Consider the following 14,762-nt stretch of genomic DNA (forward strand, 5'->3'; position numbering starts at 1 on the left):
CGGGTGGGGTATTTGGGAGTGGCGGCGGCAAGCACCGCCCATGTCGGACCCGTATCAACACTACATCGACGGCGAGTGGGTCTCGGGCACGGGCTCGGAGACCTTCGAGAGCGAGAACCCGGCGACCGGCGAGACGCTCGGCGAGTTCCGGCAGGGGACTCCCGAAGACGTCGACCGCGCGGTCGACGCCGCGGACGCGGCGTTCGAGGAGTGGCGCGAGCTCTCGCGGATCCAGCGCGCGGAGTACCTCTGGGACGTGTACCACGAGCTGCGCGATCGAACCGACGAGCTCGGACGAGTCGTCACGAAGGAGTGCGGCAAGGAGATATCGGAGGGGAAAGCCGACGTGGTCGAGGCGGCGCACATGGTCGAGTGGGCCGCGGGCGACGCCCGCCACCCGAAGGGCGACATCGTCCCCTCGGAGATCCCCGCGAAGGACGCGTACATGCGCCGGAAGCCGCGCGGCGTCACTGGCTGTATCACCCCGTGGAACTTCCCGGTCGCGATCCCGTACTGGCACATGGCCATCGCGCTGGTCGAGGGCAACACCGTCGTGTTCAAGCCCGCCGAGCAGACCCCGTGGTGCGCGCAGATCATCGCGGAGATGTTCGACGACGCCGGCATCCCTGACGGGGTGTTCAACATGGTCCAAGGGTTCGGCGACGCCGGCAACGCGATCGTCGAGCACGAGGACGTCGAGACCGTCGTCTTCACCGGCTCCGCCGAGGTCGGCCACCACATCCAAGACAAGCTCGGCGGCGTCGCCGGCAAGCGCGCCGCCTGCGAGATGGGCGGCAAGAACGCGGTCGTCGTCACCGAGGAGGCGGACCTCGATATCGCGGTCCACTCCGCGGTGATGTCATCGTTTAAGACCACGGGCCAGCGCTGCGTCTCCTCCGAGCGCCTGATCGTCCACACCGACGTGTACGACGAGTTCAAAGAGCGGTTCGTCGAGGTGGCCGAGGACGTCGCCGTCGGCGACCCGCTTCAAGAGGACACGTTCATGGGCCCGCTCATCGAGGGCGAGCACTTCGAGAAGGTGGCCGAGTACAACCAGCTCGCCCGCGACGAGGACGTGAACGTGCTCGTCGACCGGACCGAACTCGACGCCGACGAGATCCCCGACGGCCACGAGGACGGCCACTGGATCGGCCCGTTCGTCTACGAGGCTGACCCCGACGCCGACCTCCGATGTACCCACGAGGAGGTGTTCGGGCCGCACGTCGCGCTCCTCGAATACGACGGCGACATCGAGCGCGCGGTCGAGCTCCAGAACGACACCGAGTACGGGCTCGCCGGCGCAATCGTCTCCGAGGACTACCGCCAGATCAACTACTACCGCGACCACGCCGAGCTCGGGCTGGCGTACGGCAACCTCCCCTGTATCGGCGCGGAGGTCCAGCTCCCCTTCGGCGGCGTCAAGAAGTCCGGGAACGGTTACCCCTCCGCGCGGGAGGCCATCGAGGCGGTCACCGACCGCACCGCGTGGACCCTGAACAACTCGAAGGAGATCGAGATGGCGCAGGGGCTCTCCGCGGACATCAAGACGAAGGACGACTAGCCGTCGCCACCGACCGCAAACCCCTTTTCGCGAAGCGCTTCGAGGGCCGCGAGCGCCTCGGTCGGCGACGACGCGTCCGCCAGCGCGCCGCGCGCGACGAGCCGCTTTCGAGGGCGCCCCACCGGCTGCGAGACCGACTCCGTTCCGAGGAGGTCGGCCTCGGAGAGTTCCCGCTTTATCCGCGTGAACGTCGCCGAACTCCCGAGCCCCGCGTCCTCGCAGGCGCGCCGCAGGTCGCGGTCGAGCGCGCCGCGCCGCGCGCCGGCGGCGTACGCTCGGACTCGGGCTCCGCTGCGGTCGAGGGAACCGGAGCCGGCCGCGTCCTCGTCGAGCAGCCGCAGGGTCTCGTCCGCGACCCCCTCGCCGCACCGTTCCCGAAGCGCCCCGTACAGCCGGTGACGGCTCGGGGTGCGGAGCCGCACCGTCTCCGCGTCCGCGAGGAGGGCGTCGTAGCGGTCGCGGAGCGTCGGGTCGCTGCCGATCCGGCACCACGACCCGCGATCGGTCGGGGTCGCGTCCCCGTCGTCGGATTCTTCCGCCGCCGCGATGAGTACGCACCCGTCGGACCGTCCCGCGATCACGGCGTTCGGCTGGGGCTCCACAAGTATCCGCAGGTCCCAGACGCGGGCCTCCGCAAGCGCCGCGAGCCGGCTGGCCGAGCGAAATCGGTCGGTGATCGCGTCGACGGCGCGCTCCCTCGCCAGTACCGTGAGCCTCGGGAGGTCGGCGACCGAAGAGAGCGGATCGTCGTCGGCCTCCGCGCCGTCGCGCAGCGCGTCGAGGTCCGGATCGACCGCCGCGGGCGCGGCGTCTCGGTAAGCCGCGACGAGGGCCACCAGAAGCGACGGGCCGGGATCGACGACGACCGGGTCCGAGAACGACCCGATCGAGGCCGTCCCGTCCGCCAGCGGGAGGGTCGGAGGCGAGGGGGTCGTCACTGCTCGGAGTCTCCGTCGCGGTCGGAATAAGCGTGGTGGCACGCGGTGGTCGTCCCGAGACGCCTTCCCGCGACGGCCCGTTGGGCCGCGCTCCGCGGTCAGGCGACCTGTACGCGAGTGACGTGGCCGCCGCAGCCGCACTGCTCGACGTACTCGGCGTCGAGGCCGTACTCCCGCTCGATCGCGCCATAGAGGAACTCCTCGGGGTGACCGAGGTCCCCGTGGGTGACCAGGTTGACGTGGTTGCCCGCCGTCGTGTGGTCGATGGCGGCCAGCGCGTCGCGGACCGCCAGGTCGGCGTCGTCCGCGTACTTCGGCTTCTCGAGGTTCGCCGACCAGGAGTTGTCGTGAACCTCGTCGGTGATCGGTTCGGCGGTCTCGTCGTGGTCGTGGCCGTCTGTGTCGCTCATGAGTGGTGTGTCTGGGGGTTCGGCGTCGATTCCGCGTCGGTCTCCGCGTCGAGATCCCCGCTGTCGTCGGTGTTCGAGTCAGTCTCGGTATCCGCGTCGCTGTCGTCGGTCGGCTCGGACCCGTCCGCCTCGTCGTCGAGCGGTCGGTTCGGGAGGTCGTCGACGAACTCGCGCACCACGGTCCGCTCAACTCGCTGGAGCGTCTCGCTGCACGTCGACTTCGCGATGCCGACGTGGTCGGCGACCTCGGTCAGCGTGGACTGCCGCGGCACGTCGTAGTACCCCAGCTCCACGGCTGCGAGCAGGAGCTCCTGCTGGCGGTCGGTCAGCAGCCGGACCGGGTCGACGCGCTGCCGGACGCGCTCGACCTCGTAGTCGAGACCGAGCTCGTCGAACCGCTTGCCGAGGGCCGCGACGCGCTCGTGCTCGCCGGTGACGTCGACCTCGGCCACGCCGTTCTCGATGTCGAGCGGCATCTCGATCGGGAGTCCCGAGCGCTTCGCGGCGACCAGAAGCAGCGGGGCGCTCGTCTCGATCCGGACGGTGGCGACCCCCTCGCCCCGGGCCATCACCGACACCTTCGAGAGCGCCACGTGGTCGCGCATCGCCGCCAGCACGGCGTCGACGTCGCGGGTCGTCAGTCTGAGCAGCGCGAAGCCGGCGCCCTCTCCCGGCACCGCGGTGAGTACGCGGAACCCGGCGTCCGGGAAGTCGCGCGACACGTCAGCTATCCACGGTCCGTCGGGCAAATCGACCAGTAAGCGTGCCTGTGGCATGGGTGATCAGTGGGTGGGGTCGGGGGTCGTCATCGGGGGGTCGTCAGTCGGATTCGAGTCGATCGGTCTCGCTGCGATCGTTACTCCACGTAGACGGCGGCCTTCATCCCGACCGTCTCGTGCGGCGTGCAGACGTAGGTGTAGGTGCCGGACTCCTCGAAGGTGTGCTCGAACGTATGGCCCTCTTCGTTGACGGTCTCGCTCTCGAACGAGCCGTCGGAGGCCGAGACGTTGTGGCCGCCGCCCTGTCCGGTCCACTCCCAGACGACGGTCGTTCCGGACGAGACCGCCACCGCGGCCGGCCCAAAGGTGAGCCCGTCGTTGGCGCCGACGTCGACGGTCACCTCGTCGGTGTCCCGCATGTCGACGGTGCCGTCGTAGTTGCTCACGTCGTCGAGGAACCCGTCGTAGTTCGGCTCCTCGGAGAGGCTCTCGCTCCCGCCGCTGCCGCCGTCGGAGCCGTCGGAGCCGTCAGAGCCGTCGGAGCCGTCGGAGCCGTCGGAGCCGTCATCGCCATCTGTTCCGTCGCTGCCATCGCTGCTGTCCGATCCGCTGCCGCCGCCACAGCCGGCCAGCGCGACGGTAGCACCGACCGCGGCAGTCGTCTGAACGAACGTACGCCGGTCGAGTGTGCGTCGGGTCATGCGACTCGGCGTAGGAGAGTAGGGGGAATACCTTCGGCGAGAATTCCCGGATCGCGGGGCGGAGGGGCGAACTGTTCGGTCCGAAGTATAAAAAGGGATGCCGCGCCGTCACGCCGCGTTCGCCTGCACCCGCCGCGCTCACTCCCGCTCAATCGTGACGTGCCACTCGTCGTCGTCGACCCGCGCGGCCTCGTGGTCGAACCCCCGGTCGGTCAGCACGTCGTAGAGCGGCTCCGGCTCGAAGCTGTTGACGAGGTGCAGGGACTCGCCCGGGTCGAGGTCGTCGAGCGCGTCGCTGATGACCGGAAACGGCGGGTCGTCCCGGTCGCGCACGTCGAGGACTGTGTCTGCCTCCGTCATCAGTTCGCTCTGACGACCGCCCTCCGCATGGTCGTTAGCGGGAACATGTTCGACTGGAGTCGGTGAGGTCAGAACAGGGGCGACCGATCAGAATGGAGCCGACGGATCGGAGGCCGAATCGCCGCGGTCGCCCGAAGCAACGCCTCCACCCGCAAGGCCGCCCCCGTCCGTGTGTTCCGGCTCGATCTCGCCGGTCTCCATCTTCGCGAGCCGCTCGTTGACGGCGTCGCTCCCGTCGAGCGAGGCGTCGACGCGGACGCGGACTAGGTCGTACCCGTGCGTGTCGACCGCGTCGAGCGCGCGGAACGCCCCGACGGCGAGCGGCTCGGCCTGCGGGCAGAAGGCGGTGGTCGGGGTGAACTCGGCCCGGAGCGTCGTCGGATCGTCGGCGTCCTCGGCGTACCGGAAGCCGGCGTCCGTGTGCCGCGGGTCGCGGTTGAGCCGCGCGAGGTTGTAGCCGAACGTGGCGTCGTACACGCCGTGCTCCTCGAAGGCGTCCGCAACGGTCCGGTGGAGCGCGACGTGGTCGCGCCCGTCGAGCACGTCGTGGCCCGCGAGGAAGGCCCCGGGCTCGGGCACGTGCTCGGGGACGAACGCGTCGGCGGGATCGAACTGCGGCTCGGAGCCGCCGAGGAAGCTCATCGGTCGCCCACCTCGGCGGTCCCGTCGGCCCCGCCGGCGTCGTCTTCCTCGTCCCAGATCGCCGTGACGACCGCGTCGTCGGTCTCGACCGTCTCGTGGGCGTAGCCGCGGTCGTCGAGTTTCGGGTAGAGGAACTGCGGCGCGCGGTCGTTGCGCTGGACGAGCACGGTCTCGTCAGGGAGGTCGGCGAGCAGTTCGAGCGTCTGCCGGAGCGGCTCCGGCGGCCCGAGTTCCCGGACGTCGAGCGTCTCGACGGGTCGATCTGCCGGTGCGTCCGTCCGTTCGAGCGCGGTCGTTTCCAGCTCCATACGCGCCTATCGGTTCCCCAGCTCCGGGTAGTTTGTTCCGAACGTGTTCGGGAGTTATTGCCTCTCCCGGCGGACGGGCCCACCGACCACTACCCCCGAACACGTTCGGACACAACCACAGGGCTGACCGGAACGTACCCGCACGCATGCGAGGCGTTCCCGGCGATCTCACGACCTCGACGCGCCCGCCGACCACGATCCCGCTTCGCCACTTCCTCGTCGCGCTGGCGTTCCTCGTCGCGGGCGGAGCGCTCGGGCTCCTCCGCGTCGCGGGGGTGGCGGGAGCGGGTCCGGGCCTCGACGGGATCGCGGTCGCGCACCTGCTCCTCGTCGGGTGGGTGTGTCTCACGATCATCGGCGCGATGACGCAGTTCGTTCCCGTTTGGTCGGGCGTCGAGATCCACTCCGAGCGGCTGGCGACGCTCCAGTTGGTCGCCGTCGCGGTCGGCGTGGCCGGGTTCGCCGCCGGGCTGTGGCTCGGTCGACCGGCAGACGCCGCTCTCGCGGCGGGCGTCATGGCCGTCGGGATCGGGGTGTTCGCGTACAACATCGCTCGAACCCTGTGGCGCGCGCGCCCCTTCGACACCACCGAGACGCACTTCGCGCTGGCGGTCGGCTTCCTCGCGCTCGCGGCCGTCCTCGGCGGGACCCTCGCCGCGGACTACCGGTGGAGCGTGCTTGCCGGGACCGGGCTCTCGCGGCCCGCGGTCGTCGACGCCCACGTCACCCTGGCAGTCCTCGGCGCCGTGGTGACGACCGTGATCGGCGCGCTGTACCAGCTCGGCCCAATGTTCACGCAGACGGACACGCTCCCGGTCGAAACGCGCGCGGCGCGGGCCGAGACCGCGGCGTATCCGGTCGGCGTCGTCGCGCTCGCCGCCGGCCGGCTGGTCGAGCAGGAGGCCGTCGCGACGCTCGGGGGACTCCTCGTCGCCGGCGGCGCGGCGGTCGCCGGCGCGGTCCTCCTCCGCCGGATCCGGGACGCGACCGGGGCGGTGACCCCGATGCTCTCGCGGTACGCGGTCGTCGCCGCGGCGACCATCGCGTGGAGCGCGACCGCGTTCGCAACGTGGATCCGAACCCCGCTCGGCGCGGGCGTCCGGTTCGGTCACCCCGCGGTCGGGCCCGTTCTGCTCGGTGCGCTCGTCGGGTTCGTCGTGGTCGGAAGTCTCTACCACGTCGTCCCGTTCATCGTCTGGCTCGACCGGTACGCGGACCGGGTCGGGCTGGAGCGAGTTCCCGCGATCGACGACCTCTACGACGCCCGGATCGCGTCGGTCGACCTCGCCGCCACTCTCGGTGGTGCCCTCCTGATCCTCGCCGCCGCAGTCTCGCCGGCCGTCGCTTCGCTCGGTCCCGACGGGCTTCTCGTCGGAGGTCTCGTCCACACGGCCGGCGGCGCGCTCGTCGTCCTCGGCGCGCTGCTGTTCGCCGGCAACATGGCCGGAACCGTGATCCGGCACGGGGGTCCGGAGATGCTTCGGCGGTCGGGGTCGGGATCGACGGTGGACTCGGAGGCGTCCGACGCCGCCGATCGGTGAGAACGCCCGGTGCTGACGGACTCGTCCGACTCGGTTTGCACCCCCATCAGTGGAGCATATCGAGGAGGAATATCGCGAGGAACCCGACGAAGAACAGCGTCGTCGACACCGGCGTCTCGGGCACTTTCCCGGCCTTGACGAGCAGTTCCTCGGTGACGAGATACAGCAGCGCGGCTGAGCCGAAGGCGAGGATGATCGCGATCGGGGCGCCCGTCACGTCTCCCAGCGCGAGTACACTGACGGTCACGCCCGACGCGAGGAGCAGTCCGAAGGCCGCCGGAACTGCGAGTTTCCGAGCCACGCCCATACTCTTCGGCAGCGCGACGACGCCCGCGACCCCGAGGAAGAGCACCTCGATCGCCAGCGCCACGGCGATGATAATTCCGGTGTCGGGGTTGTCGAGGAAGGAGACGCCGATCAGGACCCCGTCGATCGTCATGTCGATACCGACGACGATGAGGAGTCCGGCCGCGCTCGCGTACTGTCCGCCGATGTCGCGCTTATCGATGGTCTTGCTCAGCCGGTGGATCCCGAGCATCGTCGCGACTCCGATGGCGAACCCGAGGACGACGATCTGCGGGGCGCGTCCGTGCACGTCCGGCAGTAGCTCGGCGGTGACGGCGGCGGTAACGACCCCGGCTGCGAAGTGTTGGACGTTGCTCTCCATCTGTGGGTCCGGAGGGCGGTAGACGGCGATCACGCCGCCGACCAAGCCGGCCACGACCGCGAGCGCCGTGTACGACAGCGCCTGCGCGAGTACCATACGGACGTATCCCGATCGAAGCAACAAGAGTGTTGGTAGCGGACGCGGCGACGCAGATAAAAGTGCGATCGGTACCGGGAGTAGGTGTTACAGACCGGTGGTGGCGAGAGGATATTTAAAAGACACGAGTGATAGCGACGAGCGCTTATAAATAGCGGTGCGGTGGCGTGCGCCTGCGAGCGCCCACCGGGCGCGAGCAGCCCGCACGAGGGAGTCGCTGGCGCCGGCGGCGCCAGCGACGAGGCTGGGGAGGTGTGAGGTGCGGTGCTGTGCCGTGCGGGGTGGGACTCAAAGGGGCAGCCGGTGAGGCGGGCGCAGGCGACGCAAGCACCGCAAGGAGCGAGTGGAACGAGCGACTGAGGAGCGCAGCGAGCGTGCGCCCGCCTCACCGGCTGGGGCTTTGAAGGTGTTCACCACAGACCCGTCGATCACGTATAAACAGCCGACAGCAACACCACTCGATCGCTTATAAATAACCACGCTTGCGACGTGCTACACCTACTCCCGCTATCGATCAAGAGTCGGCTTTCGGCGACCGGCGATTTCCAACGGGAAGAGTCCCGAAGCGGAGACGAAAACGGGATCGAACCACCCAATTAAACGCTGGGTCCGACCCCGCTACTGATCACTACGGTCAAACCCTCCGGATACCTGCCGGCGAACTGTTCGGGGGTTAAGAGCCGTCCCCGAACGCCTGCGAGAAGAGCGTGTCCGTCACGGTCCGGAGGTGCTCCGAGACCGTGGACTTCGCGAGGTCGAGGTCCGCGGCGATCTCCCCGGCCGAGGCGCCGTCGCCGTCGAAGTACCCCTTCTCGGCCGCCACGGCCGCGATCTCCGCCTGCCGATCCGTCACGCCCGCGAGGTCGACCGGGACGACGTCGCGACAGGAGTTGTCTTCCGCGCTCCGGCCCTCTCGATCGACGCACAGCCGGCGGAGCTCAACCCCGAGCCCGGCGGCCTCGCACTCGTCGACGATCGCCTGCAGCTCTTCGTGACCCGTCAGCACGAAGGAGACGAGCAGGTGTCCGTCCTCCATCTCGGTCCGGCGCGGCGACACCGGGAAGTTCGCGAACGCCGACGGCAGTCCGCCGCAGGAGCAGTCCTCGCAGACGCCGTCGCCGGTGGGAGTACCGGCCGAAGCCGCGGTCGGAGACGGCGATGGACCGGCGGCGTCGGCCCCCGCTTCGGCCTCGGACGGGCCGATCGCGACGCCGCCGTCGGTCGCGGGACGCTCGCAAGCGATCTCGTAGCGACCGTGCGCCTCGCCCGCGAACTCCACGAGGTCGAGGCCGCTCGGCGGATCTTCGGGCGGATCGGGGGCGACGAACTCGACGCGGGCGTCGTCCGCGTCGACGCGGAACTCCTCGACCGGCGTGTCGGACGAGAGCGCGGCCACGGGACAGCCCTCACAGGCGGAGACGGCGAGTTCGACGTGGATCCCGTTGGTCATGTTTACGGGTAGGAACGCTATGGGTCATATAACGAGGAGGGGTTTCCAGCCCGATGAAAACGGTTGCGAGGAGCCGGCACCGTTCCCGACGCCGGATCCCCGCGATCCGTTCGGGTGGGCGCGCCCTTTTGACGCGACGGGTAAAACTGGGACCCATGCCGCCGCTCGAACTCCCGCTCGGCCTCGGCACGTCCGGGCTCGACGATCACGCGGAGTGTACCGCCACGGTGACCACCGCGCTCGAAGCGGGGTACCGCCACGTCGACACCGCACAGATGTACGACAACGAGGCCGCCGTCGGCGAGGGGATCGCCGCGGCCGACGTGGACCGCGACGACGTGATTGTGGCCACGAAGGTCCATCCCGACAACCTCGCCCCCGAGGACGTCCGCGAGACCGCTCGCGAGAGCCTCGACCGACTGGGGCTCGACCGCGTCGACCTCCTATACGTCCACTGGCCGACCGGGGCGTACGACCCGGAGGCGACGCTCCCGGTCTTCGACGCGCTCAGCGAGGAAGGGCTCACCGACCACGTCGGCGTCTCGAACTTCACGCCGGAACTGTTGCGGGAGGCCGACCGGATCCTCGACGCGCCGATCGCCGCCCATCAGGTGGAGTGTCACCCTCGGTTCCAACAGCCGGAGCTCCGCGAACTCGCGGCCGAGCTCGACCACCGGCTCGTCGGTTACTCCCCGCTGGCCCGCGGGGACCTGTTCGACGACGCCGAGTTCAAAGGCGTCGCCGAGAATCACGACCTCTCGCCGGCGGTCCTCGCGCTCGGGTGGGCGCTCGCTCGCGACGTGACTCCGATCCCGAAGGCGACCGGCGACCACGTGATCGAGAACCTGCGCGCGGTCGACGCCGCGGTCTCCGACGCCGCCCTCGACGCGGTCGATGCGCTCGAGAGAGGCGAACGCCGGATCGATCCCGACGACGCGGCGTGGAACCGGTAAGGGGAGCTCAAAGGCCGATCAGACCGCGTCCAGCCGCGATCGAAGCTCCTCGTCCGCCCGATCGACGAGCGACGCCAGCGGCTCGTCGAGATACGTCGCCCACTGATCGATGAAGCCCGAGCGCCCGAGCATCCGGACGACCTCGTACACCCGTCGCCGCTCGGCGAACCCCGGCGGGAGTCCGCCGGCGCGGTCGCGGTAGCCCCGATACAGGGCCGCAGCGTACCGCGCCGGCCCCTCGCTGTCGAACCCGTTGAGAAGCTGGTCCTCCGCGCGGACCAGATCGCGGGCCGGGTCGCCGACGTGTGCGAGCTCCCAGTCGATCGGTGTGACCCCATCCTGACCGGTGTCGGGGCCCGATTCGCCGTCGCCGACTACGAACAGGTTCGGCTTCGCCACGTCCCCGTGAAGCAATGCGGCCGGGGCGCCGCCGAGACGGTCCCGGTTCGCCTCGACGCAGTCGAACACGGCGTCGTAGTGATCCGCCAGCCGCTCCGAGGTGCCGATCTCGCGAGTCCGCTCGACCGTCGCGCGGAGCACGTCGGGCCACGGGGCCGGATCGAGGTCAAGTCCGCCACGCGCGTCGCTACCGACGATCTCCCCGTGGGTCTCGAACCGCTCCCCGTGGAGTGTCGCGAGCGTCGCGCCAACGCGCCGGAGGAGCATCTCTCGGCGCGTTTCGTCGGAGTCCTCCCAGACGTCGAACAGCTCGCGCCCCGGAGCCGGCGCGGTGACGAGGTACGGGACCGACGCGTTCGGGTCGGCGGCCAGCACCTCCGGCCCCGAGACCGACCGCTCCGCGCCGAGATACCGGAGCACGGCCAGCTCCCGAGCGATCCGGGTGCCGTCGTCGTCGACCGCGACCTTGCAGAACGCGCGCGACCCGTCGCCGAAGGCGATGCCGACCGTCTCGTTGGCGCCGTTCCACGAGGGACCGACCCCGAACGTCCGGTCGACGTGACGGTCCGGAAATGCCTCATCGAGAGCGGTCGCGACCCTCCGATCCATGTCCGCGTGTCAGACACACTCGATGTTAAAGATGCTGTCACTCCTGTTAGCACGCGTCGTTTAAATTGGATTATACAACCCAATATCGGCTGATACCGGGAATGACCGACAGCCTCATAACTGTTGTTGGTTTATCAGAATGTCGTGACTGACGACTCGATCGACGGTCGGATCGGATTCGAGACGGACGGGCGGACGCTGCGTATCCGTGACGCCTTAGAGGGCGAGGAGTTCCCGCTCCGTTTCGACCGAGAGCCGCAGCCGCAGTCGGCGCTGCCCGGCCTGTTTCACGTTCCCGTCGATCGAGCCGTCAGCTTCGAGGCCGAATCGATCTCGATCCCCTCCTACGCGTCTGTCATCCTCCGAGACGCCGACGGAGAACACGTCGCGCGGCTCGACGACTCGATGGACTTCGCGCGAGCGACGTACTTCCTCGACATCAGCGGCGTGACGAAGGCGCTCGTTCGGATACCGAATGTCTCGATATCTGCGACTGGAATGGCCGATTCGGAGGCCGTCAATCTGACCTTTGACCGTCCGGCCACCGTCACGATCGGCGCGCGGTCGCTGCACACCCGTCCGGAGGCGACGATCACCGTTCCGAACGACCCGACTGCGCTCGCCGAGGCGGTGTCGGTGCTCGGGTCCTCGATCAAGGAATTCACCCCCGAGCGCTCGTGGCCGACGCTCCGGGGGTACCCACCGCGCATCCAGAACGGTGACGAGCTCGATATCCCGAGTCCGCTCGTCGCTCCCGACACCGGCGTCGAGGTGGTCGTGCGACCCACGTACGCCGACGTGTACCGGTTCTCCACGCTCGCGTACTACCTCGGCGCGCGGGTCGTTATCGGCGACGCGCCGGCGATCCGGCTCGACAACGGCTACGTCGAGCCGCTCCCGACCGAGGGCGTCGCGCTTGAGGAACGCACCGAGGAACTGCTTCGAACGTGGTTCTTCCTCGATACGCTGGTGCGAACAAACGGGTACGTCAAGTCCGACCGATACGAGTACGAACAGGTGGGTTCGGAACTTTCGTTTTATCCGCCGAATCTGGCCGACAAGTCGATGAGTAAGCGGCTGATGGAGTACTTAGAGGTCGATCCCGAAACTATTGCCCCATACACACCCGAATGGCCGACCGAGGCGGTTCTCAGACCCGTTCCCGAGGCTGCTGAACTGCTTCCCCACCTTGCGCACGTACTCGCTCCGATCCGCGTTCGGGGATCGGCAGATCCGACCGCTGACGCTCCGATCGCACTCGCGACATCGCCGTGGCTCAGCCGCGATGACGGTACTTCGGACTCCAGCGGAATTCCGATGCCAGACGATACACCGGTTCCAGCTGGAACGGCAGTGCTGACTCCAGACAGTTACGAGAACCGGGTCACTAGAACGATAACGGCACGCGGCGAAGTCCGGGTCGTCACCTTGACCGATTCCGCAGAGCGTGCAGAGGAGTTTCGTCGCGCGCTCTCCGATCCAGAGGTACTCGGTGGGATCGACTCGTGGGAGGTAATAGGAGATCCCGACGCAGAGACAGTTACTTCGATCTTCTCGGATCCGGAGATTGACATCGCGTACTGCGCCCTACCGATCGAAGACGGCCAGATCGCCGCCACGAATGGAATAATTTCGATCGATGATCTCCGATTCTCTCCGGCGCTCGTTATGTTCGAAGGCCTTGCGGATCCTGCGGTCGGGGTCTCGGCGATCGACAACGGTGGTCTGTCATCGATTCTCATGGAAGGCACCCTCGATCCCGAACTGTTTCGGTCGCTGATGGGCCTCCTGTCTTCCGGGGTTTCGATGGCTGCAAGCGTCGCCATGTCTGGGATCGAAGGCGCAACCCAAACGCGGGTCGTCGGCGATCCAGGGGTCGAAACCGTCTCACACGGCAGTTTGTCGACGCAGATATTCTGCGGGTGGTCAGAGAATCCCACTTCGCACCGTATTGAGCGTGGATCCGTTCTCCCCCTATCGGCACGGATCGGAAGCGAACAAAAACAGTTGTTCAACGAGTTCCAACCGATGGATGAACTGTCTGGAAAAGTGAACGTCAACGGACCGGCGATCGACTCTTCGGATCTTCTCGCACTGCTCAATCAGGGTGACTCGATTGTCCGGCTCAACGGTCAGCTCCTGCTGCCGGAAGACGTTGAGACGGAGGCCGACATTGAGGATCTGGCTCGTCGATGCCTCTCCGGAGACAGCGAACCGGTCGATCGTATATGCGAATCTCGTTCCGAGTGAGGTAGCCAGAATCGCGGATTCGGTTCGCCGCGACCGAGGATTTTTATTTTCCTCTCGACGAATTTCCGAATATGCCCCAGATCCACCTCGACGAGGAGACGGTCGAACGGTTAGACGCGCTTCGGATGGAGGACGAAGAGTACGACGAGATCGTCAGCGAGCTCATCAACATCTACGAGGCCGAGGAGCTGACGCTGTTCCGCGGGAGCGACCTCCAATAAGGCGTCGGGTCGGCCTCCGCCTCACCGCCGTCTTGCCCGCGCTGCCCTATCTTTCTACGAGGAGAGAATCCCGGCGTTTACGCCGGGAGTGAATCCGACAACGCTGACCCAATCCATCACGGACGGCAGGTTGGATATTCCACGCACATCCACACCATTAAGTTAGTTTGTCTACATAGTCTATGTATGGCGATTAAGGCCACACGTACCTACGTTGGTTCCATCCAGAACCACCAACAGGTCTGTGATGGTCTTGATTCGCTCGGAGACTCCGCCTCGAAGATCTGGAACGTCGCACGATGGACAGCCGACCGAATCTGGGACGCAACCGGCGAGATCCCGAACGGTAATGTGCTGAAATCGTATATGAAGAACCAGTCGTGCTGGAAAGACTTGAACGCACAATCCAGTCAGAAAGTCATTGAAGAACTTTCTGACGCTTTCCAGTCATGGTTCGATCTGCGACACAACTCCAGTAAGGCGAATCCCCCCGGCTACCGCAAACACGGTGACACCCGACCCAAGAGTACGGTGACGTTCAAAGAAGACGGGTTCAAACACGACCCTGGGAACAACCGCGTCCGACTCTCGAAAGGCTCAAATCTGAAAGAACACTTCTCAGATTTCCTACTCTGCGAATACCAGACCCGGCCAGACGTTGATCTCTCGGAGGTCAACAGGGTACAGAATGTTCGTGCCGTCTGGAACGGTGAGAGATGGGAACTTCACTTCGTCTGTAAAATCGACCTCGAAACAGCGGATTCAGCTGGCGACGGCGTGGCAGGGATCGATCTCGGCATTACAAACATCGCTACGGTCGCGTTCCCCGACGAATACGTGTTGTACCCCGGCAACTCGCTCAAAGAAGACAAACACTACTTCACCAGAGTTGAGTACGACACCGAGGGAGAGAACGGCCCGTCAGAGCAGTCGATGT

At 67.3% G+C, this 14,762-nt stretch carries 16 protein-coding genes; 6 read left to right on the plus strand and 10 right to left on the minus strand.

Features of this window, described 5'->3' with window-relative positions; translation table 11 throughout:
- Window positions 1-40: 40 nt before the first annotated feature.
- Entirely contained in the window at window positions 41-1,561 is a 1,521-nt protein-coding gene (locus ACP96_RS10040) for an aldehyde dehydrogenase family protein (RefSeq protein ID WP_050024161.1), read from the plus strand.
- Here the strand turns inward: ACP96_RS10040 and ACP96_RS10045 are convergent.
- The 7 genes from ACP96_RS10045 to ACP96_RS10075 all read right to left on the minus strand — a co-directional run bounded on the left by ACP96_RS10045 (window position 1,558) and on the right by ACP96_RS10075 (window position 5,639).
- Window positions 1,558-2,499: a transcriptional regulator TbsP domain-containing protein gene (locus ACP96_RS10045; RefSeq protein ID WP_082222500.1), complete on the minus strand. Its 942-nt coding sequence runs from the start codon at window positions 2,497-2,499 to the stop codon at window positions 1,558-1,560. The genes ACP96_RS10040 and ACP96_RS10045 overlap by 4 nt on opposite strands.
- A 98-nt stretch (window positions 2,500-2,597) precedes the next feature.
- Complete coding sequence (locus tag ACP96_RS10050; RefSeq protein ID WP_050027069.1) at window positions 2,598-2,909, minus strand: CGCGG family putative rSAM-modified RiPP protein; 312 nt, start codon at window positions 2,907-2,909, stop codon at window positions 2,598-2,600.
- On the minus strand, window positions 2,906-3,685 hold the full coding sequence (locus ACP96_RS10055) for a helix-turn-helix domain-containing protein (protein WP_050033201.1): 780 nt from the start codon (window positions 3,683-3,685) through the stop codon (window positions 2,906-2,908). The genes ACP96_RS10050 and ACP96_RS10055 overlap by 4 nt, the downstream gene beginning before the upstream one ends.
- An 80-nt stretch (window positions 3,686-3,765) precedes the next feature.
- Window positions 3,766-4,329: a halocyanin domain-containing protein gene (locus tag ACP96_RS10060; RefSeq protein ID WP_050033202.1), complete on the minus strand. Its 564-nt coding sequence runs from the start codon at window positions 4,327-4,329 to the stop codon at window positions 3,766-3,768.
- Between the two features lie 138 nt (window positions 4,330-4,467).
- On the minus strand, window positions 4,468-4,689 hold the full coding sequence (locus ACP96_RS10065; RefSeq protein ID WP_050033203.1) for a DUF2249 domain-containing protein: 222 nt from the start codon (window positions 4,687-4,689) through the stop codon (window positions 4,468-4,470).
- An 87-nt stretch (window positions 4,690-4,776) separates the two neighbouring features.
- Entirely contained in the window at window positions 4,777-5,331 is a 555-nt protein-coding gene (locus ACP96_RS10070) for a hypothetical protein (protein WP_082222501.1), read from the minus strand.
- Window positions 5,328-5,639 carry a DUF2249 domain-containing protein gene (locus ACP96_RS10075; RefSeq protein ID WP_050027075.1) on the minus strand — a complete coding sequence of 104 codons (312 nt, stop codon included), beginning with the start codon at window positions 5,637-5,639 and terminating at the stop codon, window positions 5,328-5,330. The genes ACP96_RS10070 and ACP96_RS10075 overlap by 4 nt, the downstream gene beginning before the upstream one ends.
- Before the next feature lie 146 nt (window positions 5,640-5,785).
- Here ACP96_RS10075 and ACP96_RS10080 point away from each other — a divergent pair, with 146 nt between their 5' ends.
- Entirely contained in the window at window positions 5,786-7,180 is a 1,395-nt protein-coding gene (locus ACP96_RS10080; protein WP_050033204.1) for a hypothetical protein, read from the plus strand.
- A gap of 46 nt (window positions 7,181-7,226) precedes the next feature.
- Here ACP96_RS10080 and ACP96_RS10085 read toward each other — a convergent pair whose 3' ends face one another.
- Window positions 7,227-7,943 (minus strand): ZIP family metal transporter, encoded by a 717-nt coding sequence (locus tag ACP96_RS10085; protein WP_050026725.1) that lies wholly within the window; start codon window positions 7,941-7,943, stop codon window positions 7,227-7,229.
- Window positions 7,944-8,616: 673 nt separating this feature from the next.
- Window positions 8,617-9,393: a helix-turn-helix domain-containing protein gene (locus tag ACP96_RS10090; RefSeq protein ID WP_050033205.1), complete on the minus strand. Its 777-nt coding sequence runs from the start codon at window positions 9,391-9,393 to the stop codon at window positions 8,617-8,619.
- Between the two features lie 155 nt (window positions 9,394-9,548).
- Between ACP96_RS10090 and ACP96_RS10095 the strand changes: the two genes are divergently transcribed.
- Window positions 9,549-10,346 (plus strand): aldo/keto reductase, encoded by a 798-nt coding sequence (locus ACP96_RS10095; protein WP_050033206.1) that lies wholly within the window; start codon window positions 9,549-9,551, stop codon window positions 10,344-10,346.
- Window positions 10,347-10,364: 18 nt separating this feature from the next.
- Here the strand turns inward: ACP96_RS10095 and ACP96_RS10100 are convergent, their stop codons facing one another.
- Window positions 10,365-11,354, minus strand: a complete 990-nt coding sequence (locus tag ACP96_RS10100; RefSeq protein WP_050033207.1) for a phosphotransferase family protein — start codon at window positions 11,352-11,354, stop codon at window positions 10,365-10,367.
- A gap of 144 nt (window positions 11,355-11,498) precedes the next feature.
- Here ACP96_RS10100 and ACP96_RS10105 point away from each other — a divergent pair, with 144 nt between their 5' ends.
- The 3 genes from ACP96_RS10105 to ACP96_RS10110 form a co-directional block, all read left to right on the plus strand.
- Window positions 11,499-13,604, plus strand: coding sequence for a hypothetical protein (locus tag ACP96_RS10105; protein ID WP_050033208.1), 2,106 nt, complete (start codon window positions 11,499-11,501; stop codon window positions 13,602-13,604).
- 71 nt (window positions 13,605-13,675) lie between these two features.
- Window positions 13,676-13,825, plus strand: coding sequence for a DUF7557 family protein (locus ACP96_RS19215; RefSeq protein ID WP_200895726.1), 150 nt, complete (start codon window positions 13,676-13,678; stop codon window positions 13,823-13,825).
- A gap of 186 nt (window positions 13,826-14,011) precedes the next feature.
- On the plus strand, window positions 14,012-14,762 hold a 751-nt coding region (locus ACP96_RS10110; RefSeq protein WP_050033209.1), incomplete at its 3' end, for a transposase.

It is taken from the genome of Halorubrum halophilum (assembly GCF_000739595.1).
GTDB classification, from domain to species: Archaea; Halobacteriota; Halobacteria; order Halobacteriales; family Haloferacaceae; genus Halorubrum; species Halorubrum halophilum.

Coding starts and splice junctions, on each gene's coding strand:
- ACP96_RS10085 (WP_050026725.1), bottom strand. CDS start 7,943: ATGGTACTCGCGCAGGCGCTGTCGTACACGGCGCTCGCGGTCGTGGCC.
- ACP96_RS10050 (WP_050027069.1), bottom strand. CDS start 2,909: ATGAGCGACACAGACGGCCACGACCACGACGAGACCGCCGAACCGATC.
- ACP96_RS19215 (WP_200895726.1), top strand. CDS start 13,676: ATGCCCCAGATCCACCTCGACGAGGAGACGGTCGAACGGTTAGACGCG.
- ACP96_RS10065 (WP_050033203.1), bottom strand. CDS start 4,689: ATGACGGAGGCAGACACAGTCCTCGACGTGCGCGACCGGGACGACCCG.
- ACP96_RS10040 (WP_050024161.1), top strand. CDS start 41: ATGTCGGACCCGTATCAACACTACATCGACGGCGAGTGGGTCTCGGGC.
- ACP96_RS10090 (WP_050033205.1), bottom strand. CDS start 9,393: ATGACCAACGGGATCCACGTCGAACTCGCCGTCTCCGCCTGTGAGGGC.
- ACP96_RS10055 (WP_050033201.1), bottom strand. CDS start 3,685: ATGCCACAGGCACGCTTACTGGTCGATTTGCCCGACGGACCGTGGATA.
- ACP96_RS10075 (WP_050027075.1), bottom strand. CDS start 5,639: ATGGAGCTGGAAACGACCGCGCTCGAACGGACGGACGCACCGGCAGAT.
- ACP96_RS10095 (WP_050033206.1), top strand. CDS start 9,549: ATGCCGCCGCTCGAACTCCCGCTCGGCCTCGGCACGTCCGGGCTCGAC.
- ACP96_RS10100 (WP_050033207.1), bottom strand. CDS start 11,354: ATGGATCGGAGGGTCGCGACCGCTCTCGATGAGGCATTTCCGGACCGT.
- ACP96_RS10080 (WP_050033204.1), top strand. CDS start 5,786: ATGCGAGGCGTTCCCGGCGATCTCACGACCTCGACGCGCCCGCCGACC.
- ACP96_RS10070 (WP_082222501.1), bottom strand. CDS start 5,331: ATGAGCTTCCTCGGCGGCTCCGAGCCGCAGTTCGATCCCGCCGACGCG.
- ACP96_RS10060 (WP_050033202.1), bottom strand. CDS start 4,329: ATGACCCGACGCACACTCGACCGGCGTACGTTCGTTCAGACGACTGCC.